General features: G+C 75.2%; 23 protein-coding genes and 5 pseudogenes. 14 read left to right on the plus strand and 14 right to left on the minus strand.

Annotated elements, in window-relative coordinates; all coding sequences use genetic code 11:
- The first annotated feature begins 124 nt into the window (after nucleotides 1-124).
- The 8 genes and pseudogenes from ABEB13_RS04520 (at nucleotide 125) to ABEB13_RS04555 (ending at nucleotide 4,756) form a co-directional block, all read left to right on the plus strand.
- A complete protein-coding gene (locus ABEB13_RS04520; RefSeq protein WP_345704389.1) occupies nucleotides 125-649 on the plus strand; it encodes a PadR family transcriptional regulator in 525 nt (174 codons plus the stop codon).
- Nucleotides 592-1,331, plus strand: a pseudogene (locus ABEB13_RS04525) (ABC transporter ATP-binding protein). Before ABEB13_RS04520 ends, ABEB13_RS04525 begins: the two are co-directional and overlap by 58 nt.
- On the plus strand, nucleotides 1,328-1,888 hold the full coding sequence (locus ABEB13_RS04530) for a hypothetical protein (RefSeq protein ID WP_345704390.1): 561 nt from the start codon (nucleotides 1,328-1,330) through the stop codon (nucleotides 1,886-1,888). Before ABEB13_RS04525 ends, ABEB13_RS04530 begins: the two are co-directional and overlap by 4 nt.
- Nucleotides 1,864-2,727 (plus strand): FtsX-like permease family protein, encoded by an 864-nt coding sequence (locus ABEB13_RS04535; RefSeq protein ID WP_345704391.1) that lies wholly within the window; start codon nucleotides 1,864-1,866, stop codon nucleotides 2,725-2,727. The genes ABEB13_RS04530 and ABEB13_RS04535 overlap by 25 nt, the downstream gene beginning before the upstream one ends.
- Nucleotides 2,691-3,548 carry an ABC transporter permease gene (locus ABEB13_RS04540; RefSeq protein ID WP_345704392.1) on the plus strand — a complete coding sequence of 286 codons (858 nt, stop codon included), beginning with the start codon at nucleotides 2,691-2,693 and terminating at the stop codon, nucleotides 3,546-3,548. Before ABEB13_RS04535 ends, ABEB13_RS04540 begins: the two co-directional genes overlap by 37 nt.
- A gap of 195 nt (nucleotides 3,549-3,743) precedes the next feature.
- Nucleotides 3,744-3,992, plus strand: coding sequence for a hypothetical protein (locus tag ABEB13_RS04545; RefSeq protein WP_345704393.1), 249 nt, complete (start codon nucleotides 3,744-3,746; stop codon nucleotides 3,990-3,992).
- Nucleotides 3,989-4,360, plus strand: a complete 372-nt coding sequence (locus tag ABEB13_RS04550; RefSeq protein WP_345704394.1) for a fic family toxin-antitoxin system, toxin component — start codon at nucleotides 3,989-3,991, stop codon at nucleotides 4,358-4,360. Before ABEB13_RS04545 ends, ABEB13_RS04550 begins: the two co-directional genes overlap by 4 nt.
- A 45-nt stretch (nucleotides 4,361-4,405) precedes the next feature.
- Nucleotides 4,406-4,756: a VOC family protein gene (locus tag ABEB13_RS04555; RefSeq protein ID WP_345704395.1), complete on the plus strand. Its 351-nt coding sequence runs from the start codon at nucleotides 4,406-4,408 to the stop codon at nucleotides 4,754-4,756.
- Nucleotides 4,757-4,831: 75 nt separating this feature from the next.
- On the opposite strand, the gene ABEB13_RS04560 is transcribed toward ABEB13_RS04555, so the two are convergent.
- Both ABEB13_RS04560 and ABEB13_RS04565 read right to left on the minus strand, forming a co-directional pair.
- Nucleotides 4,832-5,179: a S24 family peptidase gene (locus ABEB13_RS04560; RefSeq protein ID WP_345704396.1), complete on the minus strand. Its 348-nt coding sequence runs from the start codon at nucleotides 5,177-5,179 to the stop codon at nucleotides 4,832-4,834.
- 93 nt (nucleotides 5,180-5,272) lie between these two features.
- A complete protein-coding gene (locus ABEB13_RS04565; RefSeq protein WP_345704397.1) occupies nucleotides 5,273-5,692 on the minus strand; it encodes a hypothetical protein in 420 nt (139 codons plus the stop codon).
- A 250-nt stretch (nucleotides 5,693-5,942) separates the two neighbouring features.
- Between ABEB13_RS04565 and ABEB13_RS04570 the strand changes: the two genes are divergently transcribed.
- Nucleotides 5,943-6,353 carry a DUF3224 domain-containing protein gene (locus ABEB13_RS04570; protein ID WP_345704398.1) on the plus strand — a complete coding sequence of 137 codons (411 nt, stop codon included), beginning with the start codon at nucleotides 5,943-5,945 and terminating at the stop codon, nucleotides 6,351-6,353.
- Between the two features lie 82 nt (nucleotides 6,354-6,435).
- On the opposite strand, the gene ABEB13_RS04575 is transcribed toward ABEB13_RS04570, so the two are convergent.
- On the minus strand, nucleotides 6,436-6,831 hold the full coding sequence (locus tag ABEB13_RS04575; RefSeq protein WP_345704399.1) for a transglycosylase family protein: 396 nt from the start codon (nucleotides 6,829-6,831) through the stop codon (nucleotides 6,436-6,438).
- Between the two features lie 747 nt (nucleotides 6,832-7,578).
- On the opposite strand from ABEB13_RS04575, the gene ABEB13_RS04580 reads away from it, so the two are divergent.
- On the plus strand, nucleotides 7,579-9,159 hold the full coding sequence (locus tag ABEB13_RS04580; RefSeq protein WP_345704400.1) for a sigma-70 family RNA polymerase sigma factor: 1,581 nt from the start codon (nucleotides 7,579-7,581) through the stop codon (nucleotides 9,157-9,159).
- Between the two features lie 111 nt (nucleotides 9,160-9,270).
- A complete protein-coding gene (locus ABEB13_RS04585; RefSeq protein ID WP_345704401.1) occupies nucleotides 9,271-9,402 on the plus strand; it encodes a DUF6126 family protein in 132 nt (43 codons plus the stop codon).
- A 43-nt stretch (nucleotides 9,403-9,445) separates the two neighbouring features.
- Here the strand turns inward: ABEB13_RS04585 and snpA are convergent, their stop codons facing one another.
- Entirely contained in the window at nucleotides 9,446-10,111 is a 666-nt protein-coding gene (gene snpA / locus ABEB13_RS04590; RefSeq protein ID WP_345704402.1) for a snapalysin, read from the minus strand.
- A 209-nt stretch (nucleotides 10,112-10,320) separates the two neighbouring features.
- Between snpA and ABEB13_RS04595 the strand changes: the two are divergent.
- Nucleotides 10,321-11,294, plus strand: a pseudogene (locus ABEB13_RS04595) (LysR family transcriptional regulator).
- 24 nt (nucleotides 11,295-11,318) lie between these two features.
- Here the strand turns inward: ABEB13_RS04595 and ABEB13_RS04600 are convergent.
- The 7 genes and pseudogenes from ABEB13_RS04600 to dacB form a co-directional block, all read right to left on the minus strand.
- On the minus strand, nucleotides 11,319-12,656 hold the full coding sequence (locus tag ABEB13_RS04600) for a M20/M25/M40 family metallo-hydrolase (protein WP_345704403.1): 1,338 nt from the start codon (nucleotides 12,654-12,656) through the stop codon (nucleotides 11,319-11,321).
- A 47-nt stretch (nucleotides 12,657-12,703) separates the two neighbouring features.
- Entirely contained in the window at nucleotides 12,704-13,537 is an 834-nt protein-coding gene (locus ABEB13_RS04605) for a M55 family metallopeptidase (RefSeq protein WP_345704404.1), read from the minus strand.
- Entirely contained in the window at nucleotides 13,525-14,487 is a 963-nt protein-coding gene (locus ABEB13_RS04610; RefSeq protein ID WP_345704405.1) for a S66 peptidase family protein, read from the minus strand. The genes ABEB13_RS04605 and ABEB13_RS04610 overlap by 13 nt, the downstream gene beginning before the upstream one ends.
- Nucleotides 14,488-14,495: 8 nt before the next feature.
- Nucleotides 14,496-15,425 (minus strand): ABC transporter permease, encoded by a 930-nt coding sequence (locus ABEB13_RS04615; protein WP_345704406.1) that lies wholly within the window; start codon nucleotides 15,423-15,425, stop codon nucleotides 14,496-14,498.
- Entirely contained in the window at nucleotides 15,418-17,343 is a 1,926-nt protein-coding gene (locus tag ABEB13_RS04620) for an ABC transporter permease subunit (RefSeq protein WP_345704407.1), read from the minus strand. The genes ABEB13_RS04615 and ABEB13_RS04620 overlap by 8 nt, the downstream gene beginning before the upstream one ends.
- A 59-nt stretch (nucleotides 17,344-17,402) precedes the next feature.
- Nucleotides 17,403-17,999 (minus strand): annotated as a pseudogene (locus ABEB13_RS04625) (ABC transporter substrate-binding protein); the annotation flags it as partial.
- Nucleotides 18,000-18,102: 103 nt separating this feature from the next.
- Nucleotides 18,103-19,707: a D-alanyl-D-alanine carboxypeptidase/D-alanyl-D-alanine endopeptidase gene (dacB, locus tag ABEB13_RS04630; RefSeq protein ID WP_345704408.1), complete on the minus strand. Its 1,605-nt coding sequence runs from the start codon at nucleotides 19,705-19,707 to the stop codon at nucleotides 18,103-18,105.
- 204 nt (nucleotides 19,708-19,911) lie between these two features.
- Between dacB and ABEB13_RS40275 the strand changes: the two are divergent.
- Nucleotides 19,912-21,167, plus strand: a pseudogene (locus tag ABEB13_RS40275) (glycoside hydrolase family 10-like protein); the annotation flags it as partial.
- Between the two features lie 630 nt (nucleotides 21,168-21,797).
- The gene (locus ABEB13_RS04645) at nucleotides 21,798-22,850 is read left to right on the plus strand and encodes a hypothetical protein (RefSeq protein ID WP_345704410.1); all 1,053 of its coding nucleotides are present in this window, start codon (nucleotides 21,798-21,800) and stop codon (nucleotides 22,848-22,850) included.
- Nucleotides 22,851-22,887: 37 nt separating this feature from the next.
- Here ABEB13_RS04645 and ABEB13_RS04650 read toward each other — a convergent pair.
- The 3 genes and pseudogenes from ABEB13_RS04650 to ABEB13_RS04660 form a co-directional block, all read right to left on the minus strand.
- Nucleotides 22,888-24,277 (minus strand): annotated as a pseudogene (locus tag ABEB13_RS04650) (vWA domain-containing protein).
- The gene (locus ABEB13_RS04655) at nucleotides 24,274-25,167 is read right to left on the minus strand and encodes an AAA family ATPase (protein ID WP_345704411.1); all 894 of its coding nucleotides are present in this window, start codon (nucleotides 25,165-25,167) and stop codon (nucleotides 24,274-24,276) included. Before ABEB13_RS04655 ends, ABEB13_RS04650 begins: the two are co-directional and overlap by 4 nt.
- A gap of 85 nt (nucleotides 25,168-25,252) precedes the next feature.
- Nucleotides 25,253-25,903, minus strand: a complete 651-nt coding sequence (locus tag ABEB13_RS04660; protein WP_345704412.1) for a TetR/AcrR family transcriptional regulator — start codon at nucleotides 25,901-25,903, stop codon at nucleotides 25,253-25,255.
- Between the last annotated feature and the right edge of the window lie 133 nt (nucleotides 25,904-26,036).

A 26,036-nucleotide genomic window follows, 5' to 3' on the forward strand; every position in this document is an offset into this window, starting at 1 on the left:
CGTTCCGGTCGACGCGGCGGCCCCCACCGGGGTCCGCCGCGTCGGCGCGCCCGTCGACCCGCCGCCCGGAGGATGTTCTCTCGGTATATACACTCGGTGTATACCCCTGGTGTACGGTCGTTCCATGAGTGTTCCTCTGACGCTTCTCGGGCTGCTGGAGCGAGAGCCCAGCCACGGCTACGACCTCAAGCGCGACTACGACTCCCTGTTCGGGCGCGGCAAGCCGCTGCCGTACGGGCAGGTCTACGCCACCCTCGGCAGACTGGCGCGGGACGGCAAGGTGGTGGCCGCCGACGCCGAGCCCGGAGACGGCCCGGACCGCAAGCGGTACGTCATCACCGATGCCGGGGTGACGGAGTTCGAGACCTGGCTCACCGAGCCGATCGCCCCCGAGCCCAGCCTGCAGACCGTCCTGTTCACCAAGGTGGTGCTGGCCCTCATGCTCGGCCGCGACGCCGAGCGGTACCTCGACACCCAGCGCGCCGCCCACCTGCAGCGGATGCGCGAACTCACCGAGCTCAAGCGGACGGGCGCGCTGGTCGACGCCCTGCTCGCCGACCACGGGCTCTTCCACCTGGAGGCGGACCTGCGATGGATCGACCTGACCGCGGCACGGCTGGACGCGCTCGCAGCGGCGGTGCGCCCGTGAACGCCCTCATCGAGGCACGCGACGTCACCCTCGCCTTCGGCGAGACACCGGCCCTGCGCGGGGCCGGCCTCGCGGTGGCGGCCGGCGAGATCGTCGCCGTCATGGGGCCCAGCGGCTCCGGCAAGTCGACCCTGTTGCACTGCCTGGCCGGCATCCTCTCCCCGACACGGGCGAGGTCCACTTCGACGGCTGCCGGATCGACACCCTGAGCGAGCCCGAGCGCAGCGCCCTGCGCCGCGAACGCTTCGGCTTCGTCTTCCAGTTCGGCCAGCTGGTGCCCGAGCTGACCGCCGAGGAGAACGTCGCCCTGCCGCTGCTGCTCAACGGCACCCGCCGGGCCGCCGCGCTCGCCGAGGCCCGGCCCTGGTTCGCCCGGCTCGGCCTGGACGGCATGGAGCGGCGGCGCTCCGGCGAGCTGTCGGGCGGTCAGGCGCAGCGCGTCGCCCTCGCCCGCGGCCTGGTCGCCCGCCCGCAGGTGCTGTTCGCGGACGAGCCGACGGGCGCCCTCGACTCGCTGACCGGCGAGCAGGTGATGGACCTGCTGGTCGGATCCGCCCGCGACCAGGGCACCACGGTCGTCCTGGTCACGCACGAGGCCCGGGTCGCCGCGTACGCCGACCGCGAGGTCGTCGTGCGCGACGGCCGGGCCACCTCGCTCACCGGCGATCGGATCGCGTCGTGATCCGGTTCGCACTGCGCCTGGCCGTCAGCGGCGGACGGGAGGCGGTGGCCCGGCTGGTCGTCATCACGGCCGCCGTGGCCATCGGCGCCGCCCTGCTGCTGTCGACGCTGGCGAGCATCAACGCCGTCACCACCGCCGGCCGGCGGCCGCTGTGGCTCAACTCCGGCTCGGCGAGCAACACCGCCGCGGCCGACGTCGACCCGGTGTGGTGGCGGGCACACCTCGACCACTACGACGGCCGGCAGATCCTGGAGGCGGACGTCGCCGCCACCGGGCCGACCTCGCCCGTGCCGCCCGGGATGTCGGCCCTGCCGGCCGCCGGCGAGTACTACGCCTCGCCCGCGCTGGCCCGGCTGGTGCGCGCCACCCCGGCCGACCGGCTCGGCGACCGCTTCCCCGGCCGGCTCGCCGGCCTCCTGGGCGACGAGGGGCTGCCCTCCCCGGACTCGCTGGTCGCCGTCGTCGGCCGCACCCCGCGCAACTCGCCCAGGCCCCGGGCGCCCGGAAGGTCACGGCCCTGGCCGGCACCGCCGTGTCCCAGTGCCAGGACTGCCTGACCGACGGCGTCCACAACGACGCCATGACCCTGATCCTGTCCGTCGTCGCCGGTGCGCTGATCTTCCCGGTGCTCATCTTCATCGGCACCGCGACCCGGCTCTCCGCGGCCCGGCGCGAACAGCGGTTCGCGGCCCTGCGGCTGGTCGGGGCGACGCCCCGGCAGGTCGCGGTGATCGCCGCGGTGGAGTCGACCCTGGCGGCCGTCGCGGGCACGGCCGTCGGATTCGCCCTCTACCTGGCCCTGCGGCCGGCCGTGGCGACCGTCCCGTTCACCGGCGAGCGCTTCTTCACCGGCGACCTGACCCTCCGGCCCGCACAGATCCTCGCGGTCGCTCTCGGGGTGCCGGTGGCGGCCGCCGTCGCGGCCCGGCTCGCACTGCGCCGGGTCTCCGTCTCGCCGCTCGGCGTCAGCCGGCGGGTGACGCCCGCCCCGCCACGGGCCCTGCGCCTGCTGCCGCTGGTCGCCGGGCTGGCGGAACTCGGCTGGTTCGTGGGTCGGCGGCCCCACACCACCACAGGGCAGACCGAGGCCTACCTGACCGGCTTCCTGCTGGTCATGACCGGCCTGGTGGTGGCGGGCCCCTGGATCACGCTGGTCGCCGCCCGGGCCGTCGCACGACGCACCAGCCGCCCGGCCGCACTGATCGCCGTCCGCCGGCTCGCGGACGACCCGAAGGCCGGCTTCCGGTCCGTCAGCGGCCTGGTGCTGGCGCTGTTCGTCACCAGCGCCACTGTCGGCATCATCGGCACGATCAACGTCAACCGCGGGTCGCTCTCCGGCGACCCGCTGACCCGGCAGCCGTGCAGTACGGCAACCTGCTCGACGACCCGCCGATGACCGCCGGCGTGCCGGACCAGGTCCTGGCCGGCCTGCGCGCCGTGCCCGGCCTGCGCGGCCTGGCGGTGGTCCACGCCAACCCCGCCCGGATCGGGGCCGGCCAGGACAAGCGGCCCTGGGCCCCCGGCCTGGTGCTCTGCTCCGACCTGGCCCAGATCCCGCTGGTCGGGCACTGCGCGGCGGGTGCGAGCGTCGCGGCCGTCCCGATGTACGAGTTCCTCAACCTGCAGTCGGAGTCGACGGCGGAGTGGCCGTCCGCGCCGATCTCGGCGCAGGACGTCGCACGGCTCCCCGTCCAGATGCTCTTCACCACCACCGACGGCTCGACCGCCGCCATGGAGCGGACCAGGACGGCGCTGACCACCGCCTACCCGGACTTCCAGTCCCGGACGGTCGGCGACTGGGGCAGCGACCAGCAGCGACAGCTCGCCGGCTGGCGGCAACTGGCCGATGTCGTCCTGCTCACCACCCTGCCGATCGCCGGGTGCAGCCTCGCGGTGAGCGTCGTCGCCGGACTGTCCGACCGCCGACGGCCGTTCGCGATGCTGCGGCTCACCGGGGCGCCGCTCGGGCTGCTGCGCCGCGTGGTCGGCCTGGAGAGCGCCCTGCCGCTGCTCACGGTGGCGGTCGTCGCGACCGGCACGGGCTTCCTGGCCGCCCATCTGTTCCTGAAGTCGCAGATGCACTACAGCCTGGTCTCCCCGGGCGCGGTCTACTTCGCCCTGGTCGCCCTCGGGCTGGTGGCCTCGCTCGGGATCATCGCCTCGACACTGCCCCTGCTGCGGCGGATCACCGGCCCCGAGGCGGCCCGCAACGGCTGAGCGGCCCGGGCACCCGCCGACCGCCGCACCGAACCACGGGCACCGCACTCGTCCTCCTCGGGGGCCGTGCGGTGCCCATGGCCGCTCAGCCATTGCGGCGAGTGCTCCCGGACCCGCCCTGCGCCGGGGCCGGATCCGGCCCCGGACCGCGACACCCCGTTGTAGCGGGAGGTACGAGTCGCTACGCTGCCCGGTATGAAGCAGCTGAACGTCCGACTCGACGACGATGCCCACCAGGTGCTCGCCCAGCGCGCGGAGGCGGCCGGCATGAGCCTGCCGGACTACGCCCGCACCGTGCTGGCCGAGGAGGCCGACGAGCGCCGGCACCGTTTCCTCACCGCCGCCGCGCACTTCTCGCAGGCCTGGGGAGCGGCGTTCGAGCAGGAGTTCGGCCCGTACCCCGTGCGGGAGGCCGAGGCGTCCCCGAGGGGCAACGCCGCGTGATCCTCCACATCGACCGGGCCTGGCTGCTGGACATCGCCCACCAGTTCCTGCCCGGCGACCCCGACATCACCGACTACGGGTCGCTGGCCGCGGCCGTCGCCCGGCACGCCGACGCGGTGATGGACGTCCCCGTGTACGGCGCACCGCACCAGCGTGCGGCCGCCCTGATGCACCAGCTCGTCCGGGTGCCCGCGCTGGACTTCGGCAACGAGCACTTCGCCGCGGTCGTCGCCGCCTCCTACCTGGCCGCCAGCGGCGAGATCGTCACCGCCGAACCGAAGGCCGCCGTCGAACTCGCCCGCCGGATCGCCGACGAGGCCCTGGACGTACGCTCCACAGCCACCGCACTGCGCGGCTGGCACCGCTGACGACCGGCCGCGGGCACCCCTGACCCGGCCTGCCACACTGCGGGGATGGCCCTGCAGATGTCCCACATCGTCGTCGACTGCCGCGACCCCGAGCACCTCGCCGCCTTCTGGTCCGAGGTGCTCGGCGTCGGGGTGGCCCTGCGCTGGAAGCAGTACGTGATCCTGGACGCGCCGGACGGCGGCGGGCCTGCGCTGGCCTTCCAGCAGGTCACCGAGGTGAAGCAGGGCAAGAACCGGGTGCACGTGGACTTCACGGTGACCGACCTGGGCGAGGTGACGGAGCGTCTGTCCGGTCTCGGGGCGCGGGTCACCGGGGAGACCACGGAGGACGGCGTCACCGCCCGGGTGCTCGCCGACCCCGAGGGCAACGAGTTCTGCCTCGTCCGGCTCGGCTGACCGCGGCTGCCCGTCGAGCGGCACCACACGGAGGCCTCACGCCGAGGCGTCACGGCGACGCATCAGGCCGAGGCGTCACGCCGTGGCGGTCCTCGCCGCCGCGCCGGGCCGGGCGACACCGTCCACCTCGACGCAGATCCCGAAGACCCGGTCGTGGCCCGTCCAGCCGTTCACCCGGCCGCGGTTGTTGCTGATCTGGACGCGCCGCCGCGCATGATCGACGGACGACACCCGGTGCAGGTACACCGCCCCGGCGACCCGGGCGAGCACGATGTCGCCGACCTCCAGCCTCGACGCGTCGACGGGCGCGACGACCACCGGCTGCCGACTGCGGATCAGCGGGACCATCGACGACCCGGTGGGCCGGAAGCACACCGTGGCTCCGGCGGCGACCCGGCCGGCAACGGCATCCAGTGCACCCATCCGGCGATCATCCCGGAACCCGAGCCGGCGGCCCACTGATTTTCCCGCCGCGCCGCCGTAGTCCACCCGGTCCGCCCGGGTCAGCCCACCGGGTCAGCCCACCGGCACGGGCCGGACGCGCCGGGTCAGCAGCAGGGCCCGCAGGCCGACCGCCTCCGCCGCGAGCACGCCCAGCGCGTCCAGCCACCCGAAGGGCACGGTGGCCGCGAAGGGCAAGGCGAAGAGTGCGGCCACCATGGACAGCATGAAGGCGATCCCGGCGCTGTCGGTCGGCCGCCTGCGCAGGCGCACGGCGGCGACCAGCCACAGGCCGACCGGGATCAGGGTGAGGACGGCGGCCAGCAGGCCGAGGGGCATCATGACCAGAGTGCCGGCCATCGAACCGGCACCGGGAGACGGATCCGCCGGATCGATCACCGGGTCCAGGGCCTCCGCCCGGGCCACCGCGGCGACATGGAGAAACGTGGCCGGCAGGACGATCCCGGCCACCGCCGCGGCCCGGCACCCGCGCACGGCCCTCCCCGGCGCCAGGTACCTTCCAGCCTGCCCGGCCACTGCCATGATCCGCCACCCCCGCACTGCACACCCCGCACTGAGCCGCTCTCCGCCCGGACCTCGATCGGGCAGCGTAGGGCTCCGCGGGCCGGGCTGTCGATCCGGTCGCGGTGACCCGTTCGGGGGATCCGGCGATCGAGGGCCGGGCCGACTGTCGGTGGGGTGTGCAACGCTGGCGCCGCCGTGGTGTCGACGACAAGGGGCAGCGATGAGCGGGCACGAGGCGAGGGGCGCGTTCCGGGTGGACGGCTGGGAGCCCGAGGTGCTGGACGAGCGCCCCGGGGCCGCGCTGGCCAAGGTGCGGCTGACCAAGACCTTCGACGGGCCGCTGGCCGGCACCAGCGAGGTGCACATGCTCAGTGCGGCGGACGGTGCCGGCCAGCCGGCGGCGTACGTCGCGTTCGAGCGGTTCATCGGGGCGCTGGACGGCCGCAAGGGTTCGTTCGTCCTCCAGCACTGCGCTCCCGGCAGCCGCGGCGAGCGGCTGGTGGTCCGCGTGGTGCCGGGCACCGGCACGGAGGAGCTGACCGGGATCACCGGATCCCTGGACATCCGGATCGACGACGCGGGCGGTCACACCTACGTCCTCGCGTACGACCTGGGCCCCGCGGCGGACTGAGCGGGCGTGTGTGCGGCCGGCCCGCCCCCTGGTGTGGGGGCGGGCCGGCCGGTGGTGCTGTGGTGTTGTGGGGTGGTGCGGGTCAGCGGGTGAGGCCGGCCTTGACGGAGCAGACGGGCCAGGCGCCGGGGCCCTGGGCGGCGAGGACCTTCTCGGCGACGGCGATCTGCTGGGCCTTGGTGGCCTGGTGGGCGTTGGCGGCGTAGGCGTGGCCGCCGAAGGCGCCCCAGGTCTTGGCGGTGAACTGCAGGCCGCCGTAGAAGCCGTTGCCGGAGTTGACGGCCCAGTTGCCGGTGGACTCGCACTGGGCGACCTTGTCCCAGGTGGAGACCGGGGCGGCGGAGGCGGTCGTGGCCGTGACGAGGCCGGCCACCGGGAGGACGGCCAGCGCGCCGCCCATCAGTGCCATCCGGACGCGCTTGCTGCGCTTGGTCGGGGTGGCGGTGGTGGCAGCGGTGGTCTCGTCACGGAAGGTCATGCGGTTCCTCTCGGCTGGTCCCGGGGGTCCCGGGCAGGCGGGCGCCGTTCGGCGGTGCCTTGCGTTCGTGGGGTGCGGGGGCGCTTCACGGCCCGGGCGTTCGGGCCGGTGGCCTCGCCGCACTGCTTTCGAAGGTAGGCAACCCGGGGGGCGGTGACAAGGAATCGGGTGTAGGCGCAGGTCAGCCGGACGTTACCGGGAGTATTGCGGACATTTCGGGCTTGCGGTTGAGCGGGCGACCACGGCCGGCGGGAGCCCGCTGTGGCGGCCGTCACCCGCTGCGGGCCGTGACGCCGGGCACATGATCGACGCCCGGTGAACCCCCACGCACACCGAGCGAGCGCAACCACCCCCACCCGGCGCCCCCGAATGGCACGCGTCACACACCCCGGCCCCACCACCCCGGGACCACCCCGCGGAGCCCCGCGGCACCCGCCGCGGCCTCACGCGCCAGCGGCCCGACCACCGCGCAGGCCCGGCGCAGCACGCCCGTTGCGCACAGACGGGATTTCCTCGGCCGAGCGACAGCCCGTGCGCCGGTCCGGGCGGGCGGCGACGACGGGCCGCGCCACGACCACGGTCCGTCCACGCACGGCTGCCCGCCCTGCCCCGGGGTCGACTACTGTCCCTCCCGCACGGATTGCGGTGTGATTTTCCGTTATCCGGTCCCCGCTGCCCGATCTCCCATCACGACAAGCAACACCAGCACAGGGCCGGACACGGCCGACCGAGAAGGTGGACCACGCCATGGACAGTGACCGCGCAGCGCTGCTGGTCGTGAAGGCCCGGGCCGGCGACGAGCGGGCGACGGACGAGCTGATCAGCGGGCACCTGCCTCTGCTCTACAACATCGTCGGCCGCGCCCTCGGCGGACATCCGGACACCGACGACGTGGTGCAGGAGACCATGCTCCGCGCCGTCGACGGACTCTCCGGCCTGCGCGACCCAGCCGGGTTCCGCTCCTGGCTCGTGGCGATCGCCATGAACCAGATCCGGCGCCGTCACCACGAACGGATGGCCGCCAACGCCGCAGCCTGCGCCGGGCTGCAGGACGCGTACGACGTCGCCGACCCGGGCGCCGACTTCGTCGACCTCACCATCGTCCGGCTCGGCCTGTCCGGGCAGCGGCGCGAGGTCGCCGAGGCGACCCGGTGGCTGGACGAGGGCGACCGCGAGCTGCTCGCCCTGTGGTGGCTGGAGGCCGCCGGCGAGCTGACCCGCCCCGAGCTCGCCGCGGCGCTGGAGCTCAGCCCGCAGCACGCGGCCGTCCGGGTGCAGCGGATGAAGGGCCAGCTGGAGACGGCCCGGGTGGTCGTCCGGGCGCTCGGCGGCGGCGGTCACTGCGCCGGCCTCGCCGAGCTGACCGCGCCGTGGGACGGGGTGCCGAGCGCACTGTGGCGCAAGCGGATCGCCCGGCACGCCCGCGACTGCGGCACCTGCGCCCGGCACTGGAGCGAGCTGTTCCCGGCCGAGGGTCTGCTGGCCGGCCTGGCAATGGTCCCGATGCCGGTCGGGCACACCGGCGCGGCGGGCATCCTCGCCGCCCACTTCGCGCACACCGCCGGGCACGCCGCGCCGGTGCAGGGGGCGTCCTCCGCCGCGCACCGGGGCCTTCCCCGGTCGCACCGCCGGGGCCGCGGGGTGCGCTCCGCCGCGCACCGGGGCATGGCGGCCCGGCCGCGGATGCCGATGGCCGCCGGGGTCGGCGGCGCCGTCGCGGTGACCGCGGCCGCCGCCGCGATCATCGCCGTCGGGCTGCCGGACACCGCGGGGCCGACGGCTGCCGTCGAGCCGTCCCCGCCGGTCCGGGTCCAGGCGGCGATCGCCTCCACGCCGGCCCCGTCCCCCTCTGCCTCGCCGTCGCCCTCGCCGAGCCCCACGCCGACGCCGACCGCGAGCCCGAAGCCTGCGCCGACCAGGCCCCGCAGCGCACCGCCGAGCAACCGGAGCCTCCAGGACCAGGTGCTGGCGCTGGTCAACACCGAGCGTTCCAAGGCTGGCTGCACGCCGCTCAAGGCCAACGGCAAGCTGCAGTCCGCCGCCCAGGGGCACTCGGACGACATGGCCGCACGGAACTTCTTCGACCACACCAACCCGGACGGCCAGGGCCCGCAGCAGCGGATCGACGCGGCGGGCTACCGCTGGAGCAGTTGGGGCGAGAACATCGCGAAGGGGCAGGCGGACCCGGCCTCGGTGATGAACAGCTGGATGAACAGCCCCGGCCACCGGGCGAACATCCTGAACTGCGGGTTCACGGAGATCGGCGTGGGCGTCCACCTGGGCTCGGGCGGCCCCTGGTGGACCCAGGACTTCGGCTCGCCGGCCTGACGGCCGCCGGGCGGGAGGGCTCCGGAAGTTGAAATGGCTCCGGCCGCCGCGCAGGATGGACGGCCGTGGGCCCGGCGCGCAGCACCGGGCCGGAGAGCATCGGGAGCAGTGGTGAGCGAAGCCGTCCGGGACGAGAAGAGCCGACGCAGGGCGATGATGATCCGCGCCTCGATCTACGTCGCGGGCACCCATCTGTTCGCCGGGTTCGTCATCCTGCTCTTCACGCTCGGTGGCCGCCGCTGATCGGCGGCGGCCACCGGGGCCGGTCCGGGCGGGCCGGCCCGGGTCAGCGGGCGGTGATGAGCGGCGCGCTCCCGCCCTGCGCCGCGAGGCCGTTGGCCCAGAGCGAGTCGACCCGGCGCTTCTCGGCGGCGTTCGGGTAGGGGTTGGTGCAGGACGTGCCGGGGCCGCCGCCGGACATCAGCTCGCTGCACGGGCCGGAGTAGTGGTCCGGCAGGCCGAGCACGTGGCCGGTCTCGTGGGCGGTGACCCGGACGGAGTTGTACTGCCGGTTCTGCGCGTAGTCGAGGAAGATGTAGCCGCTGCCGTGGCCGTCGGTGCTCGCGTAGGAGCCGCGCGAGTCGTTGCCCTCGTAGTAGGCGAAGTCGGCGTTGCTGCCGGCCCGCAGCTGGACGTTGCGCTCGGAGCCGTTCCAGATCTGCGCGGCGCTGGCTATCTGGCTGCGGAAGCTCGGGGCGTTGCCGGCGTCATAGGTGACGTAGACGGTGGCGAGGTAGGGCTGCGCGGCCTGCTTGGCCAGCGCGGACTTCATCACCGCTGCGTAGAAGGCGCGGTTGCCGGCCTCCTCGGCGGCGCTGCCGGCGTAGCCGGACGCGGTGACGGTGGATCCGGCGGCCGGGGCGGGGGCTGCGGAGGCGGAGGCGGGCGCGGCGAGGCCGCCGGCCAGGGCGAGGCCGAGGGCGGCCGACAGCGCGAGCACGGAGCGGTGCATGTGGGGGACTCCATTCACGGGCCCGGGCGCCGGCGGGTTGGGGGCCGCGCGGCGCCGGACGAAGGGGTGGTGCACCGAGCTTGGGGCAGGCCGGTGGCGCGGCGGATGATGCCAACAGGCGATAGTCCGGGGCGATTTCCCCGTCCGGCGGGGGCCGATGGTCTGACATGTTCTTGGCAAACTCTTGGCCGGCTCGTTAAGCTCCCGTCGTGGAGCTCGATGTGAGGCACCTCCGCGTGCTGTGCGCGATCGCCGACACCGGGAGCGTGCGCAAGGCCGCCCGGCAGCTCGGCATGAGCCAGCCGTCCCTCACCACCCAGCTGCACCGGATCGAACGCACCGTCGGGGGCCGCTGTTCACCCGCGAGCAGACCGGCAGCCGGCCCACCGCGCTCGGCCACTCGGTGCTCTCCCGGGCCCGGCCGATCATCGGCGAGATGGCTGCCCTGGTCGCCGCGGCCCGGCACGACGCCGCCGGGCCGCGACGCCGGCTGCGGATCGGCAGCGTCGGCAGCCGGGCCACCGCGACCTGGCTGCGCCGGGTGCACTCCCGCCTGCCGGAGACGGAGACCACCATCCAGATCGACGTGTCGGCGATCGCCCTGCTCCGGATGGTGGCCGCGGACCAGCTCGACGTGGCCTTCGTGCACGAGAGCGAGGGCTTCCCGCTGCGGGTGCCGCCCGGCGCCGAGCACCGTGAACTGATCGCCCGCGAGCCGCAGTTTGTCGCACTGGCGGCCGGTCATCCGGCCGCCGCCCGGCCGGTCGTGCAGCTCGCCGACCTGGCCGGGGACGCCTGGATGGTGGATCCGACCGCCGACCACGAGTACGCGGCGCTGCGCCGGGTGCTGGCCGGTGCGGGGTTCGACCCGCGGGTCGTCCAGGTCCGCGACAACGCCACCGCCGCCGAACTGGTCGCCTCCGGCGAGGCCGTACGGCTCTGCCAGCCGACCTCCCCGCCGGGGCCGGGCACGGTGCTGCGACCGGTGCACGGCGACCCGTTCGCCGTCCGGCTGCTGCTCGCCTGGCGGCCGCGGGCGATGAGCGCCCGCGCCCTGGACGCCCTGCACGCCGACCTCCGCACCGCCTACATCGAGCTGGCCCGGGTCAACCCCGCCTACCTCGCCTGGCTGCTCCAGCACAACCGCAGCCTGCGCCACCTGCTGACCCGGCCCGGCACCTGACGGTCCGTCATGGATAAGGCCGGATCAGTACGAGCCGAGGAAGCGGTCCAGGACCCGCACGCCGAACTCCAGTCCCTCGACGGGCACCCGCTCGTCGACGCCGTGGAACATCCGCTGGTAGTGCAGTTCGGGGCCCATCAGCAGCGGGGCGAAGCCGTAGCAGGCGATGCCCAGCCGGTTGAACGTCTTGGCGTCCGTCCCGCCCGACATCAGGTACGGGACGGGGTGTCCGTCCGGGTCCTCGGCGCGCAGGGCATCGGCCATCGCCCGGAAGGCCGGACCGGTCGGGTCGCCCGCGACAGCGTCCTCCAGGTTGATGAACTCCCTGGCCACGCCCGGCCCGAGCAGCCGTTCCACGGTCTCCAGGAACTCCTCGCGGGTGCCCGGCAGGTAGCGGCCGTCCACCTGCGCACCGGCCGTGCCGGGCATCACGTTGACCTTGTGCCCCGCCTCCAGGACGGTCGGATTGGCCGAGTTGCGGACGGTGTGGGCGAACAGCTCCCCGGCCCGGCCGAGCCGGGCGGCCTCGGCCTCCAGCCGTTCGCGGTCGATCGTGGTGCCCAACACCCTCTCCAGCTCGGCGAGCAGGGCCTCCACCGGCGGGGTGAGCCGCACCGGCCAGCTGTACGCGGCGAGCCGGGACAGCGCGTGGACGAGGGTGGCGACGGCGTTCCCGGCGGCCGCCCGGGAGCCGTGCCCGGCCGGTCCGGTGGCGGTCAGCCGCATCCAGGCGGTGCAGCGCTCACCGACCGCCACCGGGTAGATCCGGGCGTCCGCACCCACCGGCACCGAGTAGCCGCCGGACTCCCCGATCGCCTCCCGGCAGCCGTCGAGGCGGTCGCGGTGCCGGGCGGCGACGTACCGGGCGCCGTACTCCCCGGTCGACTCCTCGTCGGCGAGGAACGCCAGCACCAGGTCCCGGCGCGGTCGGCGGCCCGATCGCGCCCAGGACCGGACGACCGCGAGGGTCATCGCCAGCGTGCCCTTCATGTCGACCGCGCCGCGGCCCCAAAGGCAGCCGTCGTGGAAGTCCCCGGACAGCGGGTGCCGGGCCCAGTCGGCGGCCTCGAAGGGCACGGTGTCCAGATGGCCATGGACGAGCAGCGGGGCGAGCGCCGGTTCGGTGCCGGGGATCCGGGCCAGCACGCTGGCGCGCCGCGGCGCCGCCTCCACCAGCAGCGGGTCCGCTCCGGCGCCGGCCAGCAGCTCCGCCACGCACTCGGCGGCCGCCCGTTCGCCGGGCCCGCCGCCGTCGCCCGGGTTGGTGGAGTCGATCCGCAGCAGCTCGCGGCAGATCCGCGCCGCCTCGCCGTCCTCGGGCACCGGGACGGCGGGTTCGGCGGGCGGCGGGGCGGCGGTCATCGGCTGTCCTCTCGTTCGGGGCGGTGCGGTGCGGTGCGGGCGGCGGGTCAGCCGTAGCCCTGCTCGGCGGCGGCGTTCGCGACGACGGTGCAGATCTTGAAGGTGCGGGCGGCCCGGGTGGCCGTCGGCGCGGTGTAGGCGACCGTGCAGGGGCCGGTCAGTTCGACGGTGGGGACGGCCGCCACGGCCTCGGCCTGATGCGTGGCGTGGAAGTCGATCTCGAACCGGTGCGGCCCGCGGACGGGCGCGGGCCGGGCCCGGGCCACCGCACCGGCCGCCGCCGACCGGGCCTCCTCGCGGATCAGCCCGGCACTGCGCTCGGGCGGCAGGCAGAGCGCGGCGTACCGGCTGACGCACTCCTTCACGGCGGCGGTGCGCGCGCCCGGCGCCCAGCCCGCGGCGGCTGCGCACACCAGATCGTCCCCGGTGACCAGCACGACCGGGACGCCGTGCTCGGCCGCGGTCAGCGCGTTCATCCGGCCCTCGTCCGCGGGCTCGCCGTCGATCCGGAACCCGGTGAGCCCGGCGCCCAGGTAGGTGTGGGCGAGCACGCCGGGCAGCCCGGCCCCGGTGTGGTAGCCGAGGAACACCACGGCGTCGGCAGCCTCGACGCCCTGCATCATGCCGAGCGGCTTGTGGCGGCCGCTCAGCAGCCGGGCCCGCGGGTCGAGATCCTCGATCAGGACGTTGCGCTGGGTGTCGTGGGCCTCGTTGACCACGACCTCGGTGGCGCCGCCCTCCCACAGCCCGGCGACGCACGCGTTCACGTCGGAGGTCAGCATCCGGCGCATCCGCGACCAGCCGGGTGTGCCGGGCAGCACGTCGCCGGGCCAGGTGGCCCCCGTCGCGCCCTCCATGTCCGCCGAGATCAGGACACGCATCGCACGGCCTCCGGCGGACGGTCGGCGACCGGGCGGGCCGCGAGCGGCGGCTCCAGCAGGTGCAGGGCGCCGGGGGCAAGCCGGGCCCTGGTGCCGAGCGGGACGGTCAGCTGCAGCTCTCCGTGACCGGCGGGCAGCCCGGCCGCGACGGGCACGCCGAGGCCGCCGAGCCGGTCGGCGAGCAGCGCGCGGACCTCGTCCGGTTCGCCGCAGTCGGTGAAGTCGCCCAGCACGATGCCGGCCGCCCGGTCGAGCACGCCGGCGCGCAGCAGCTGGGTGAGGATCCGGTCCAGCCGGTACGGCTCCTCGCCGGTCTCCTCCAGGAGCAGCAGGCAGCCGTCCGGCGGCAGGGAGGTCGGGGTGCCGACCGAGGCGGCGAGCAGGCTGGCATTGCCGCCGGCGAGCCGGCCCTCGGCGGTGCCGGACACCAGGGGCGGCGCGGTGAAGGGGAGTTCGGTGACCTTCTCGGGCCGGAACAGCACCGCGTGCAGGTGCGCGGCGTTGGCCGGGCGGTCGGCGAGGGCGGCGGTGGCCGGCATCGGGCTGTGCAGGGTGGTGGTGCCGAGCCGGACGGCGACGGCCTCGTGCAGGGCGGTGATGTCGCTGGAGCCGGCCAGCACGGTGGGCGGGGCGTCGGCCAGCCGCGCCCAGTCGACCAGGTCGACCGTGCGCTGGGTGCCGTAGCCGCCGCGGGCGCAGAACACGGCCTTCACGGCCGGGTCCGCGAGCGCCTCGGTGAGGTCGTCGGCGCGGTCGCCGTCGCGGCCGGCCAGGTGCCCGAGGTGCCGGTCGAGGGCGTGCGGCAGCACGGTGACCTGCAGCCCCCAGGAGGTGAGCAGGGCGGTGCCTCGGGCGAGCAAATCGGGGTCGACCGGCCCGGCGGGTGCGGCCACCGCGACCCGGTCGCCGGGCAGCAGGTGGGGCGGGACGCGCGGCGGTACCTGGGGCATGGCGGGCCTCATCTCAGCTTGGGGTCGTAGGCGTCGCGGACGGCGTCGCCGAGCAGGATGAAGCTCAGCACCGTCGCGCAGAGGAACAGCGCAGGGAACGCGAGCAGGTGCGGGAAGTCGAGGAAGTAGGCCTGGGCGGCGTTGAGTTGCAACCCCCAGGAGAGGGCCGGGTACTGCAGCCCGACGCCGAGGAAGTCCAGGGTGGCCTCCCCCGAGATGACGTTCCCGACGTTCAGCATGGCGACCACGACGACGGGTGTCACGGCGTTCGGCAGGATGTGGCGGGACATCAGGCGCAGCGGGCCGGCGCCGGTGGAGCGGGCGGCCTGCACGTAGTCGGCGTCCTTGGCGCCGATCACCTGGGCGCGCATCACCCGGGTCATCGTCGTCCAGCCGAGGGCGACCAGGACGAGGGTCATCGCGCCGAGGCCGTGGTCGGGGAAGGCCACCAGGACGACGGTGGCGCCGAGCACGAACGGCAGGCCGAAGAACACGTCGGTGACCCGGGAGACGGTGGCGTCGACCCAGCCGCCGTAGAAGCCGGCGAGCAGGCCGAGCAGCACCGACAGCAGCAGGGCGCCCGCCGTCACCGCGAGCCCGATGACCAGCGAGGGGCGGCTGCCGCGGACGACCTGCCCGAGGTAGTCGCAGCCCTGGAGGTCGAAGCCGAACGGGTGCGCGAGGCTGGGGCCGACCCGGGAGTCGGAGAGTTCGCAGCGGCCGGTGTCGTGGGTGAGCAGCGCGACGAACGGCTCGGGGAAGGCCGCCATCAGGCTGATCAGCAGGAGGGTGCCGGCGCTGCACAGCACCAGCGGGCGGGCCCGCAGGTCGCGCCAGGCCGCCGCCGAGGGTGTCGCCGGCGGGCCGGACCCGGGCTTCGGCGGGTCGGCGGGCGGCAGGACGAGGTCGGCGGGCGGGCTGGTCGGCGGGCTAGTCATGGCGGATCCTCGGGTCGAGCAGGCCGTACAGGACGTCGACGAGCAGGTTGGCGAGGCAGAAGACCAGCACCAGCACGGTGGTGATGCCGACCACGGTGGGTCCTTCGTGCAGCTGGATGGCCTGGAAGACCTGCTGGCCGATGCCGGGGAGGTTGAAGATGTACTCGGTGACGACGGCGCCCGCCATGAGCGAGCCGAGTTCGATGCCGAGGAACGTCGCGACGGGGATCAGCGAGTTGCGCAGGGTGTGCAGCACGATGATGCGGCGCCGGCTGAGACCCTTGGCGCCGGCGGTGCGGACGTAGTCGGCCCGCAGGTTCTCCAGCAGCGACGAGCGGGTGAGCCGGGCGACGTACGCGACCCCGAAGGAGGCGAGGACGAGTCCGGGCAGCAGGTAGGCGCTCGGCCAGCCGCCGTCGTCGCCGGACACCGGGAACCAGCCGAGCCGGACACCGAGGAAGAGCTGGGCGAGGTAGCCGACCACGTAGACCGGCACCGCGATGACCAGGGTGGTGCCGGCCAGCACGGCGCTGTCCACCCAGCGGCCCTTGCGCAGCGCGGCCCAGACCCCGAACGCGATGCCGAGCACGGCCTCGAAGAACCACGCGGTCAGGCCGAGCCGGAGGGTGACCTGCCAGCGTCCGGCGATCACGTCGGCGACCGGCTGCCCGGTGAAGGTGCGGCCGAGGTCGCCGGAGAACAGGCCCCGCAGGTAGTCGAGGTACTGGCTGAACAGCGGCTCGTCGAGGTGGTAGCGGCTGCGCAGTTCGGCCAGGACGGCGGGCGGGACGGGCCGGTCGCCGGCCAGGCCCTGGATGGGGTCGCCGGGCAGCACGAACACCAGGGTGTGGATCAGGAAGGTGGTCGCCAGCAGTACCGGGACGGCGTACAGCAGGCGGCGGGCGATGTATCGGCCCATCGGTGGTGGTGCCCCCTGGAGGTCGGTTCGGTGGTCGGGGTCAGTGCCGGACGGACACCTTGTCCAGGTGCAGCCCCCGACGTACGGGTCGAGCAGCACGCTGCCGACCCGGGTGCTCCAGGCCGTCTGGTCCTGCCAGTTCCAGAGCGGGATGAGCGGCAGGTCGGCGAGGGCGATGTCCTCGGCCCGGTGGTAGAGGGTGATGCTCTCCTGCTCGGTGGCGGCGGCGTTGCCCCGGGCCAGCAGGTCGTCGAAGGCCGGATTGCTCCACCCCATCCGGTTGCCGGGCCCGAACAGGCCGGCCAGGTAGTTCTGCACGCTCGGGTAGTCGATCACCCAGTTCTGCCGGTACGGGCCGCTCGCCTTGTGGCCGTTGAGGATCGGGCCGAGGTCGGCACCGGACATCTTGCGGAACACGACGTCGTGGATGCCGAGGTTCTGGCGCAGCTCGTTGGCCACCGCCGTCATCCACTGCTCGTACGTGGGGTCCGAGTTGGCGAAGTAGAGCTCGACGGATCCGGCGAACCCGCCTGCCCGGTCGAGGAGTTCGCGGGCCTTGGCCGGCTGGTAGGTGCAGGTCTCGCCGCAGGCGCCGGCCCGGTGCCCGGGGATCATCGCGGCGACCAGCGAGTCCGCCGGGGTGAACACCTCGTTGTAGATGGCCCGGGTGATGCCGGCGCGGTCGATCGCCATGGACAGCGCCCGGCGGACGTCGGGGTTGCGGTAGCGCGCGTCCCACAGCGGCAGGCCGAGGTAGTCCATGGTGCCGCTCGGCCGCACCGAGTAGCGGCGCCCGAAGGTGCGCTTCGCCTCGTAGGCCCGGGCGGCCGGCACGTTGGTGACGAAGTCGATGTGCCCGGCGCGGAGTTCGGTGAATGCGGTGTCCTTGCTGGTGAAGATGCGGAAGTGCACGGCGTCGGCCATCGGCGGGCGCGGGCCGGTGTAGCCGTCGGCGCGTCTGAGGTCGATCCGCTGGTTGTGCTGCCAGTCGCCGTCCATCGCGAACGGCCCGTTGCCGACCGGGTGGCGGTCGAATCCTCCGGGTCGGTGAACGCGGCGGCGGGCAGCGGGGCGAACGCCGGGAATGCCAGCAGCATCGGGAACTGGCTGAACGGCGCGGCCAGGGTGACCTGCAGGGTGGTGTCGTCGAGCACCTCGAGGCCGGACAGATGGCGGGTCGCGGGCGTCCGCCCGTCGGTGGGGTTGAGCGCCGGGTAGCCGTCGATCTGGGCGAAGTAGGCGTTCGCCTCCCAGCCGTTGGGCCCGTACGCGGCGGCGTCCCAGGCCGCGGCGAAGCTGCCCGCGGTGACGGGCTCCCCGTTGTGGAAGCGGGCTCCCGGGCGCAGCCGCAGCGTCCAGACCCGCTGGTCGTCGGAGGTGAACGACTCGGCGGCCAGCGGCAGCGGGTGGCCGTCGTGCGGATCGAGCGTGACCGGGGTGTCGAACAGGCCCTGGATGACCTGGATCGCGTAACTGCTGGTCGTCCGGCCGGGAGTGAGGTGGTCGGGTTCGGTGAGCGCGACGGAGTAGCTGCCGCCGGGCACGGCCGGGAAGTCGCCGGGGTCGGCGGCAGTGCCACCGGCGCAGCCGGGCAGGACGGCGGCGGTGAGGAGTGCGAGGGCCGCGAGGGCGACCCGGCTCCGGGCCGGCTTCATCGGCACTGCTGTTCCTCTCCGTCGGCGTCTGCGGGGCCGGCGGGCGGGGTGTCCGCCGGCCTGATGCCGCGGGCCGGTGTACCGGGCCCGGCGGCGGGTGTGCTCAGCAGCGGGCGTCCGTCAGGCAGGCGGTCTCCCAGTCGTGCGGGGCGGAGCGGCGGCTCCCCGGGCCGGTGGCGGCCGAAGCCGGGGCGGTGGGCACGGGGGTCGGGGTGGCGGCGCCGTCGCCCGCCAGCCGGACGGCGAACGCGTCGAGGACGGGGCGGGGGCTGTCACCGGCGAAGTTGTTCAGCAGGACGGCGAACGCGAGGGTCCGGCCGTCGGACCGCTCGACGTAGCCCGCCAGCGCGTCGACACCGGTCATCGAACCGGTCTTGGCGTGCACCCGGCCCGCGGCGGCGGTGCCCCGCATCCGGTTGGTGAGGGTGCCGCCGACCATCCGGCGGGCGTCTCCCGCCACCGGCAGCGCGTCGTACCAGGCGTGGAACCAGGGCCGGGTGCGGGCGAACGCGAACAGGGCGGTCAGCCGGCGGGCGGTCAGCAGGTTCTGCCGGGACAGCCCCGAGCCGTCCGTCTGCCGGGCCGCGGTCGGCTCCAGGCCGCTGCGGTGCAGGAAGTCCCGGATCCTGTCGAGGCCGGCCGGCCAGCTGCCGCTGCCTGCGGCGACCCGGCCGATCTCCTTCACCAGGTGTTCGGCGATGCCGTTGTTGCTGAGTTTGAGGAACGGCACCATCAGCGCCGACAGCGGCGCGGAGTCGTGCCGGGCGAGCACCGCGGCGCCGTCCGGGGTGCTGCCGGCGGCGACGCCGCCCCGGACGGTGACCCCGTGCCGGGCCAGCGCGGCCGCGAACACGGCGGCGGCCAGCGCCGCGGGGTCGTCGACGGCGATCCACTCCTGCCCGGTGCCGCCGCCCGCGGGCACGGCGCCGCCGAGCAGCAGGTCGTTGCCGCCCGGCCGCCGGTCGACCTGGACGGAGTACGCGCCGCCGGCCGGGCCGGTGGCGATGCCGCCGGTCAGGTGCACCGGCGCCTCGGCGGGCGTGACCCGCACCGTCGCGGGCCGTCCGGGAGTCGTGTCCGGCGTGATGGTGAGGCGGACCGTCCCGGGGTCGTAGTCGGTGTCGGTGGTGAGGGTGAGGCCCGAGATCTGCGGGCTGTAGTAGGCGGCCTGGTCGTCCCAGGCCCAGTCCGCGCCGAGCGGCACGCCGTCGTACCGGGAGGCGTCCGCGCGCAGTGCACCGGTGACCTCGGTGACCCCGGCGGCGGCCACCGCACCGGCCAGCGCGTCGAGGTCCGCGGGGAGCAGGGTGGGGTCGCCGCCGCCGCGCAGCACCAGGTCGCCGTCCAGCACCGGGCCGCTGCGCCGGCCGGCCGCCAGCACCTCGGTGGTGAAGCGGTGGTCCTGGCCGAGCAGGTCGAGGGCGGCGGCCGCGGTGACCGTCTTCAGGGTGGACGCGGGCAGCAGCAGCGCACCCGGCGCGTGCTCGTACAGCACCTCGCCGGTGGCGGCGTCGGTCACCAGGGCCGAGGCCTGGGCGCCGGTCAGCCGGCCGTCGGCGAGCAGCCGGTCCAGGTCCGGGCCGAGCGACCGTGGGTCCGTGCCGAGGGTGCGCGCCGCCCGGGGCGGGGTCGCCGCCTCCGTCCGGGCGGCCGCGGACGTCAGCAGCAGCGCGCCGACGAGGACGGCGGCGAACGGCGTCGTACGCACTGTTCCTCCACGGGGACGGGCCCGCGACGGGCCGGACGTCCACCACCATGGCGGGTCGCGGCCCGCCGCCCGGCCGGTGGCGGCACGCGGCGGCCGAAATTCCTCCGCACGGACCACCCTGCGGCGTGTCGGCCGGTGGGCGGCGCGGCCGTGCGGGTAGCTGGTGACACACCGTCAGCCCCGAGCACCACGGGAGCCGCCAGCATGGTCGCCCACCGGCCCGGCCGCCGCGTCGTCCTGGGCGGCTTGGGCGCCCTGACCGTGGCCGCTTCGGCCCTGTCGGCACTGTCGGCGGCGTCGCCTGCTGCCTTCGCCGCCGGGCCGACCGGGTCGACCGGGTCGACCGGGCCCGGCTCGCCGGGCGAGCGGCAGATGCGCGGCGTCTGGATCGCGACGGTCGGGAACATCGACTGGCCGTCCGCGCCCGGCCTGCCCGCCGAGGAGGCGCAGCGCGAGTTCACCGTGCTGCTCGACCGCCTGGCCGCCCTCGGTGTCAACGCGGTCCTCGTGCAGGTGCGGCCCACCGCCGACGCCTTCTGGCCGTCCCGCCTGGAGCCCTGGTCGCAGTGGCTGACGGGGGTTCAGGGACGCGATCCCGGCTGGGATCCGCTGGCGTTCATGGTCGCCGCGGCGCACCGCCGCGGCCTCGCCCTGCACGCCTGGTTCAACCCCTACCGGGTCACCGTCGCCGGTGACGCGTCCACGCTCGCCGCCGGCCATCCGGCCCGCCGGCACCCCGAGTGGACGGTCGGCTACGGCGACGCCCTGTACTACAACCCCGGTGTGCCGGCCGTCCGCGCGTTCGTCGAGCGGACCGTGCTCGACGCGGTGACGCGCTACGAGATCGACGGCGTCCACTTCGACGACTACTTCTACCCGTACCCGGCCGGCGGCCGCGACTTCCCGACGACGAGGCGTTCGCCGCCCACGGCGCCGGCTTCACCGACCGGGCGGCGTGGCGGCGCCACAACGTCGACCTGCTGATCCGGGAGACCCGCGACCTCGTCCGCGCGGCGCGGCCGGACGCCGCCTTCGGGGTCAGCCCGTTCGGCGTCTGGCGCAACGCGGCCACCGATCCGGAGGGGTCCGCCACGGCGTCCTTCCAGTCCTACGACGGCATCCACGCCGACAGTCTGGGCTGGGTGCGCGCAGGCCTGCTCGACTACGTCGCACCGCAGTTGTACTGGCACCTGGGGCACCCGTCGGCCGACTACCGCGTGCTGGCCCGCTGGTGGGCCGCCCGGACCTCCGGCACGGACACCCAGCTGTGGATCGGCCAGGCCGCGTACCGCGCGGGCGCGGCGGGCCAGGACCGGGCCTGGAGCGACCCGGCCGAACTCTCCCGCCATCTCGACCTCGCCGCGGGCCTGCCCGCAATCGGCGGCGACCTCCTCTTCAGCGCCAAGGACGTCGTCGCCGACCGCCTCGGCGCGATCACCCGGCTCGCCGCCGACCACTGGCACCGGCCCGCACTGGTACCGCTGCTCCCCCGCCTCGCCGGCGGAACGCCGCCCCGGCGCCCCGCCCTGCGGCTCGACTCCACCGGCCTGCTGCACGCCGAACCCACCGATCACGCCTTCGTGTTCGCCCTGCGCCACCACTCCGGCCCCGGCACGCCGGGCACCCTCCTCGCCGTCCTGCCCGCGGCGGCGCCCCGCCACCGCCCCGCCACCGCGGGCGGGTACACCGTGACCGCCCTCGACCGGGCCGGCCGCGAGAGCCCACCGTCGGCCGCCGTCACGGTGTGACACCGGGCGCGGCGACGGGTGGGACGGCAAGGACGATCGGACGCGCAGGCCGCTACTCCGGGTCGGTGTCCTCGTTGAAGTGCCCCGGAAAGGTCGGCGGCCGGTGCGGGTCGGCCCGGAGGGCACGGGACAGGAGCAGCGCCATCCGCCGGGGACGGATCGTCGGCCGTGTCGGCCAACTCGGTGACCGACCACCAGCAGGACGCGGGACGTCCGACGGCGCCGAAGTTCCATGGGCACCGACCCTACGGGTTCGGCCCGCAGCCGACCGGCCGCGAACGGGGAACGGGGAACGGGGCGAGTCGGCGCGGCTTCCCGTCGGGCCGGGCGCAGACTGGGGGCGTGGCCGAGCAGTCCCCGGCCGGACCGGCGTGGGCCGGGCGGTCCGGTGCGATGTCGCGGCGTGCGGTGCTGGTCGGGGCCGCCGCCGCGCTGCTGGCTGCGTGCAGCGGGAAGAGCGGCCGCGGGACGGCGAGCCCCGGAACGGCCTCCCCCGGTACGTCCGCGGCGCCGTCCTCGGCCCCCGCCTCCTCCGCACCGCCCTCGTCGACCGCGGCGGCGCTGCCGGCGACGACCCCGTGGCGGCCGGGGCCGGGTGAGGTGCAGCCGGAGGTGAAGCTGCGGGCCGTCGAGCTGGTGGAGGCCCTCGGGGCCTGGCCGGAGGGCGGCGGCGGTGCCGCGGCGGCCCGGGTGAAGGTCGCGGCGCTGGGGCTCGACCCCGGGCTGGCCGCCGAGGCGGGCGGGCTGACCGGGGACGCCGGGCGGGCGGCGCTCCAGGTGATCGACGCCCAGTACGGCGGCATCCTCACCGACACCGCGAGCGTGCTGGTGGTGTGCCGGCAGTGGACGGCGACGGCGCCCGACCCCGCGGTGACGGCGGGCGGCACGACGGTGGACGTCCGGCTGAGCCGTGCGCAGCCGCGATGGACGGTGACGGCCCTGCATCCCGCGCAGCCGGGCCCGGCGGCGGCGCGGCTGTCGGCGGCGGCGGAACGGGTGCTCGCCGAGCCGCGGATCCAGCTGCCGCCGGCCGGACTCGCCGACGTACGGAGCGGCGCCGTCCACGACTCGGTGCTGACGGCGATGCTGACGCTGGCGGCCCGGACGCCGTTCGCGGTGAGTGTCGTCCGGTCGGGGCATCCGCTGGACGTGTTCGGCACGAACCGGCCGAGCGATCATCCGCAGGGGCGGGCGTTCGACGTGTGGCAGATCGACGGCCGGGCGGTGGTCGATCCCGCGACGCCGCACGACCTGGTGGACGGCTTCATGCGGGCCGCCGCGGCGGCCGGTTCGTACAACGTCGGTGGGCCGCGGCAGTTGGCGGGAGGCGCGGCGGGCCAGTTCTTCTCGGACGCCACCCACCACGACCACGTGCACGTCGGGTTCCTGAGCTGAGCGGGCCTGCCCTGTCCGTGAGCCGAGCAGGCCTGGCCTACACCGGCAGGAGGCGGCCGACGAGTTCGCCGAGGCGGCGGCTGTTGCGGCAGGCGTGCATGTCGACCAGGGCCGCGTAGGCGTCGGCCGCGGAGTCACCGGTGCCCCACTGGCCGGCCGGCTCGGGGTTGAGCCAGTGGACGCGGCGGGCGCGGTCGGCGATCCGCTTGAGGGCGGGCAGGTTCGGGTCCCAGCCGTTGGTGCGGGCGTCACCGAGGATGAGGACGGAGGTGCGCGGCCCGACCGCGTCGAGGTGGTGGTCGGCGAACTCGCCGAGCGCGGCCCCGTAGTCGCTGCTGCCGTGCCAGCCGGCGACCCCGGCCTCGGTGAGGATGCGCCGGCCGAGGTCGGCCGGATCCGCGGAGCCTGCGGTGACCAGCCGGGTGACCTCAGCGGTCCGGTTCACGAAAGCGAACACCCGCACCTTGCTGAACTGGTCGTGCATGGCCTGGACGAGCAGCATGGTGAAGTTCGCGAATCCGGCGACCGAGCCGGACACGTCGCAGAGCAGGACGATCTCGGGCCGGCCCGGCCGGTGCCGGCGGTACGCGGGGCGCAGCGGGACACCGCCGGTGGAGAGCGAACGGCGCAGGGTGCGGCGCAGGTCGATCCGGCCGCGGGCGGCCCGGCGGCGGCGGGCGGCCAGCCGGGTGGCGAGCTTGCGGGCCAACGGGTGGACGGTGCGGCGCAGTTCGGCGAGCTGGTCGCGGCCGGCGACGAGGAAGTCGACGGTATCGGCGCTGGGGGCGACGGCCCGTTCGGCGATCCGGTCGGTGCCGCGCAGTTCGGCGACGCGACGGCGCGCCTCGGTGCCGACCTGGGCGCGGAACGCCCGGATGCGGCGGCGGATCTCGTCCTCGGCCAGGCGGTCCGCGAGATCGGCCGCGAGGTCGGCGCCGTCGGGTCGCGGGCCGGCCCGCAGCGCGGCGAGGACCCGGGCGAGCAGGGTCTCGGGCTGGAGCCGGCCGAGCGTCTGGTGGGCGGACCAGCCGTCCGAGGCGGGCGTCGAGCCGTAGCGGCCGAGCGCGTCCACGGCCTCGCCCGCGATCCGGGTCAGCTCCCCGGTCGTCGGCGGCCAGCGCGTCGGCGAGGCGGTCCCGGAGCTCGTCGACGGTGCGGTCGGCGGCTCCGCGGGCGGCTTCGGGCGTGCCCACCCCGAGCGGGAAGTAGAGGTCGAACGTGGCGTCGAAGACGGCGCGTTGGCCGTTGGTGCGCAGCAGGGCGGCGGCCAGGCCCTCGCGGACGTGCTCACGGTGCGCGAGGCCGAGGACGTCGAGGACGGCGGCGGCGTCGACGGTCTCGGCCGGCCCGATCCGCAGGCCGTGGCCGCGCAGGGCACGGACGAAGCGGGTCAGCCGCTCGGCGAGCACGTCGGCCGGCCCGCTCACGCCAGGGTCAGCTTCCGGGTGGCCGCCACGATGTCGTCCTGGTGCTTGAGGACGACGCCGAGGCTGGCCCGGACGACGGCGTCGTCGAGGGTGCCGGCGCCGAGCGCGAGCAGGGTCCGGGCCCAGTCGACGGTCTCCGCGACGGACGGCGCCTTGCGCAGGTCCATCGCGCGCAGCGCGCCCACGACCTGGACGAGCGAGGCGGCGAGGACCTCGTCGAGGCCGGGGACCTTCAGCGCGACGATGCGCCGTTCGAGCTCCGGCTCGGGGTAGTCGAGGTGCAGGAACAGACAGCGGCGGCGCAGGGCCTCGGAGAGCTCGCGGCTGGCGTTGGAGGTGAGCAGGACGAACGGTCGGCGGGTCGCGGTGATCGTGCCGAGCTCGGGAACGGTGACCTGGAAGTCGCCGAGGACCTCCAGGAGGAGGCCTTCGACCTCGAGGTCCGCCTTGTCCGTCTCGTCGATCAGCAGCACGGTCGGCTCGTCGCCGCGGATCGCGGTGAGCAGCGGCCGGGTGAGCAGGAACTCCTCGCCGAAGATGTCCGTCCTGGCCTCGTCCCAGCTCTCCTCGCGGCCGGCGGTGATCCGCAGCAGCTGCTTGGCGTGGTTCCACTCGTACAGGGCGCGGGACTCGTCGATGCCCTCGTAGCACTGCAGGCGGACGAGGCGGGCGGCGCCGACCCGGGCGACGGCCTTGGCGAGTTCGGTCTTGCCGACCCCGGCGGGGCCCTCGACGAGCAGCGGCTTGCCGAGCCGGTCGGCGAGGAAGACGGTGGTGGCGACGGCCGTGGAGGCGAGGTAGCCGACCGCGGCGAGCCTGGCGGAGACGTCGTCCACGGAGCTGAAGAAGCCCGTCCCGGCTGCCTGCCGGTCGTCGTCGCTGCTGCTCATCCCGCGTACTCCCCTTCACCGCATCCGCTGCACCGCGTCCGCGCCCGAGCGCGCCGCCCCACCCTACTGGTCGGTCACTTCCGGGTCACGGGGGACGGCACCGGCGTCCCCGGCGCGGCCGTCGGTGCCGCGGGTGCGGTGAGGGCGGTGAGCAGGGGGCGAGGAAGCGGCGTTCGAGGTGGCCGGGCGGCAGGAGATCGGGTTCGACGTAGCTCTGGGCCAGGCCGCCCTCGCGGATGGCGACCAGGAGGCGGGCGACCTCGTCCGGGTCCGCCGTCAGGGTACGGCCGGCGCGGGCGAGGTGGGCGGTGAGTCCGCGGGCGAGTTCGGTGCGCAGCCGGGCGTCGTGCCGGGCGAGGACCCAGGCGGCCTGCGGGTCGCGGATGGCGTGCAGGGTGAACTCGGTGGTGACCAGGTACCAGTCGCGCTCGGCGGGGTCGATCTCGACCAGGGCGTCGACCAGGGCATCGACGGTGAGGTCGGCCTCGGCGGCGACGGCGGCGATGCGTTCGCCGATCCGGCGGACGGTCCGTTCGCTGTGCTCGTCGAAGAGCGCGAGGAACAGCTCTTCCTTGCTGCTGAAGTTGGAGTAGAACGCGCCGCGGGTGTAGCCGGCGCGGGCACAGACCTGCTCGATGGTGGCGGCACCGAAGCCGTGCTCGGCGAAGGTCGCCAGCGCGGCCCGGAGCAGCGCTGCCCGGGTGCGCGGACGGCGGCTGGTGGTGCCCTTGGGCATCGGCTCTCCGGATTCGGGACGGGGACGGGGCGGCGGCCGGGGCGGCGGCCGGGGCGGCGGCCGGGATTCGGGACGGTGGCCGCCGGGGGCGGGACGCGGCCCGGTCTCGGTGCGGGTGATCACCGGCCACGAT

It is taken from the genome of Kitasatospora paranensis (assembly GCF_039544005.1).
In the GTDB taxonomy this organism is placed as follows: Bacteria; Actinomycetota; Actinomycetes; order Streptomycetales; family Streptomycetaceae; genus Kitasatospora; species Kitasatospora paranensis.

Excerpts from the sequence above, each read along its gene's own strand:
- ABEB13_RS04615 (WP_345704406.1), bottom strand. The coding sequence starts at position 15,425 with ATGACTAGCCCGCCGACCAGCCCGCCCGCCGACCTCGTCCTGCCGCCC.
- ABEB13_RS04575 (WP_345704399.1), bottom strand. The coding sequence starts at position 6,831 with ATGACCTTCCGTGACGAGACCACCGCTGCCACCACCGCCACCCCGACC.
- ABEB13_RS04600 (WP_345704403.1), bottom strand. The coding sequence starts at position 12,656 with ATGACCGCCGCCCCGCCGCCCGCCGAACCCGCCGTCCCGGTGCCCGAG.
- ABEB13_RS04655 (WP_345704411.1), bottom strand. The coding sequence starts at position 25,167 with ATGAGCAGCAGCGACGACGACCGGCAGGCAGCCGGGACGGGCTTCTTC.
- ABEB13_RS04660 (WP_345704412.1), bottom strand. The coding sequence starts at position 25,903 with ATGCCCAAGGGCACCACCAGCCGCCGTCCGCGCACCCGGGCAGCGCTG.
- ABEB13_RS04605 (WP_345704404.1), bottom strand. The coding sequence starts at position 13,537 with ATGCGTGTCCTGATCTCGGCGGACATGGAGGGCGCGACGGGGGCCACC.
- ABEB13_RS04545 (WP_345704393.1), top strand. The coding sequence starts at position 3,744 with ATGAAGCAGCTGAACGTCCGACTCGACGACGATGCCCACCAGGTGCTC.
- ABEB13_RS04555 (WP_345704395.1), top strand. The coding sequence starts at position 4,406 with ATGGCCCTGCAGATGTCCCACATCGTCGTCGACTGCCGCGACCCCGAG.
- ABEB13_RS04560 (WP_345704396.1), bottom strand. The coding sequence starts at position 5,179 with ATGGGTGCACTGGATGCCGTTGCCGGCCGGGTCGCCGCCGGAGCCACG.
- snpA (WP_345704402.1), bottom strand. The coding sequence starts at position 10,111 with ATGCACCGCTCCGTGCTCGCGCTGTCGGCCGCCCTCGGCCTCGCCCTG.
- ABEB13_RS04580 (WP_345704400.1), top strand. The coding sequence starts at position 7,579 with ATGGACAGTGACCGCGCAGCGCTGCTGGTCGTGAAGGCCCGGGCCGGC.
- ABEB13_RS04520 (WP_345704389.1), top strand. The coding sequence starts at position 125 with ATGAGTGTTCCTCTGACGCTTCTCGGGCTGCTGGAGCGAGAGCCCAGC.
- ABEB13_RS04570 (WP_345704398.1), top strand. The coding sequence starts at position 5,943 with ATGAGCGGGCACGAGGCGAGGGGCGCGTTCCGGGTGGACGGCTGGGAG.
- ABEB13_RS04610 (WP_345704405.1), bottom strand. The coding sequence starts at position 14,487 with ATGCCCCAGGTACCGCCGCGCGTCCCGCCCCACCTGCTGCCCGGCGAC.
- ABEB13_RS04620 (WP_345704407.1), bottom strand. The coding sequence starts at position 17,343 with ATGGACGGCGACTGGCAGCACAACCAGCGGATCGACCTCAGACGCGCC.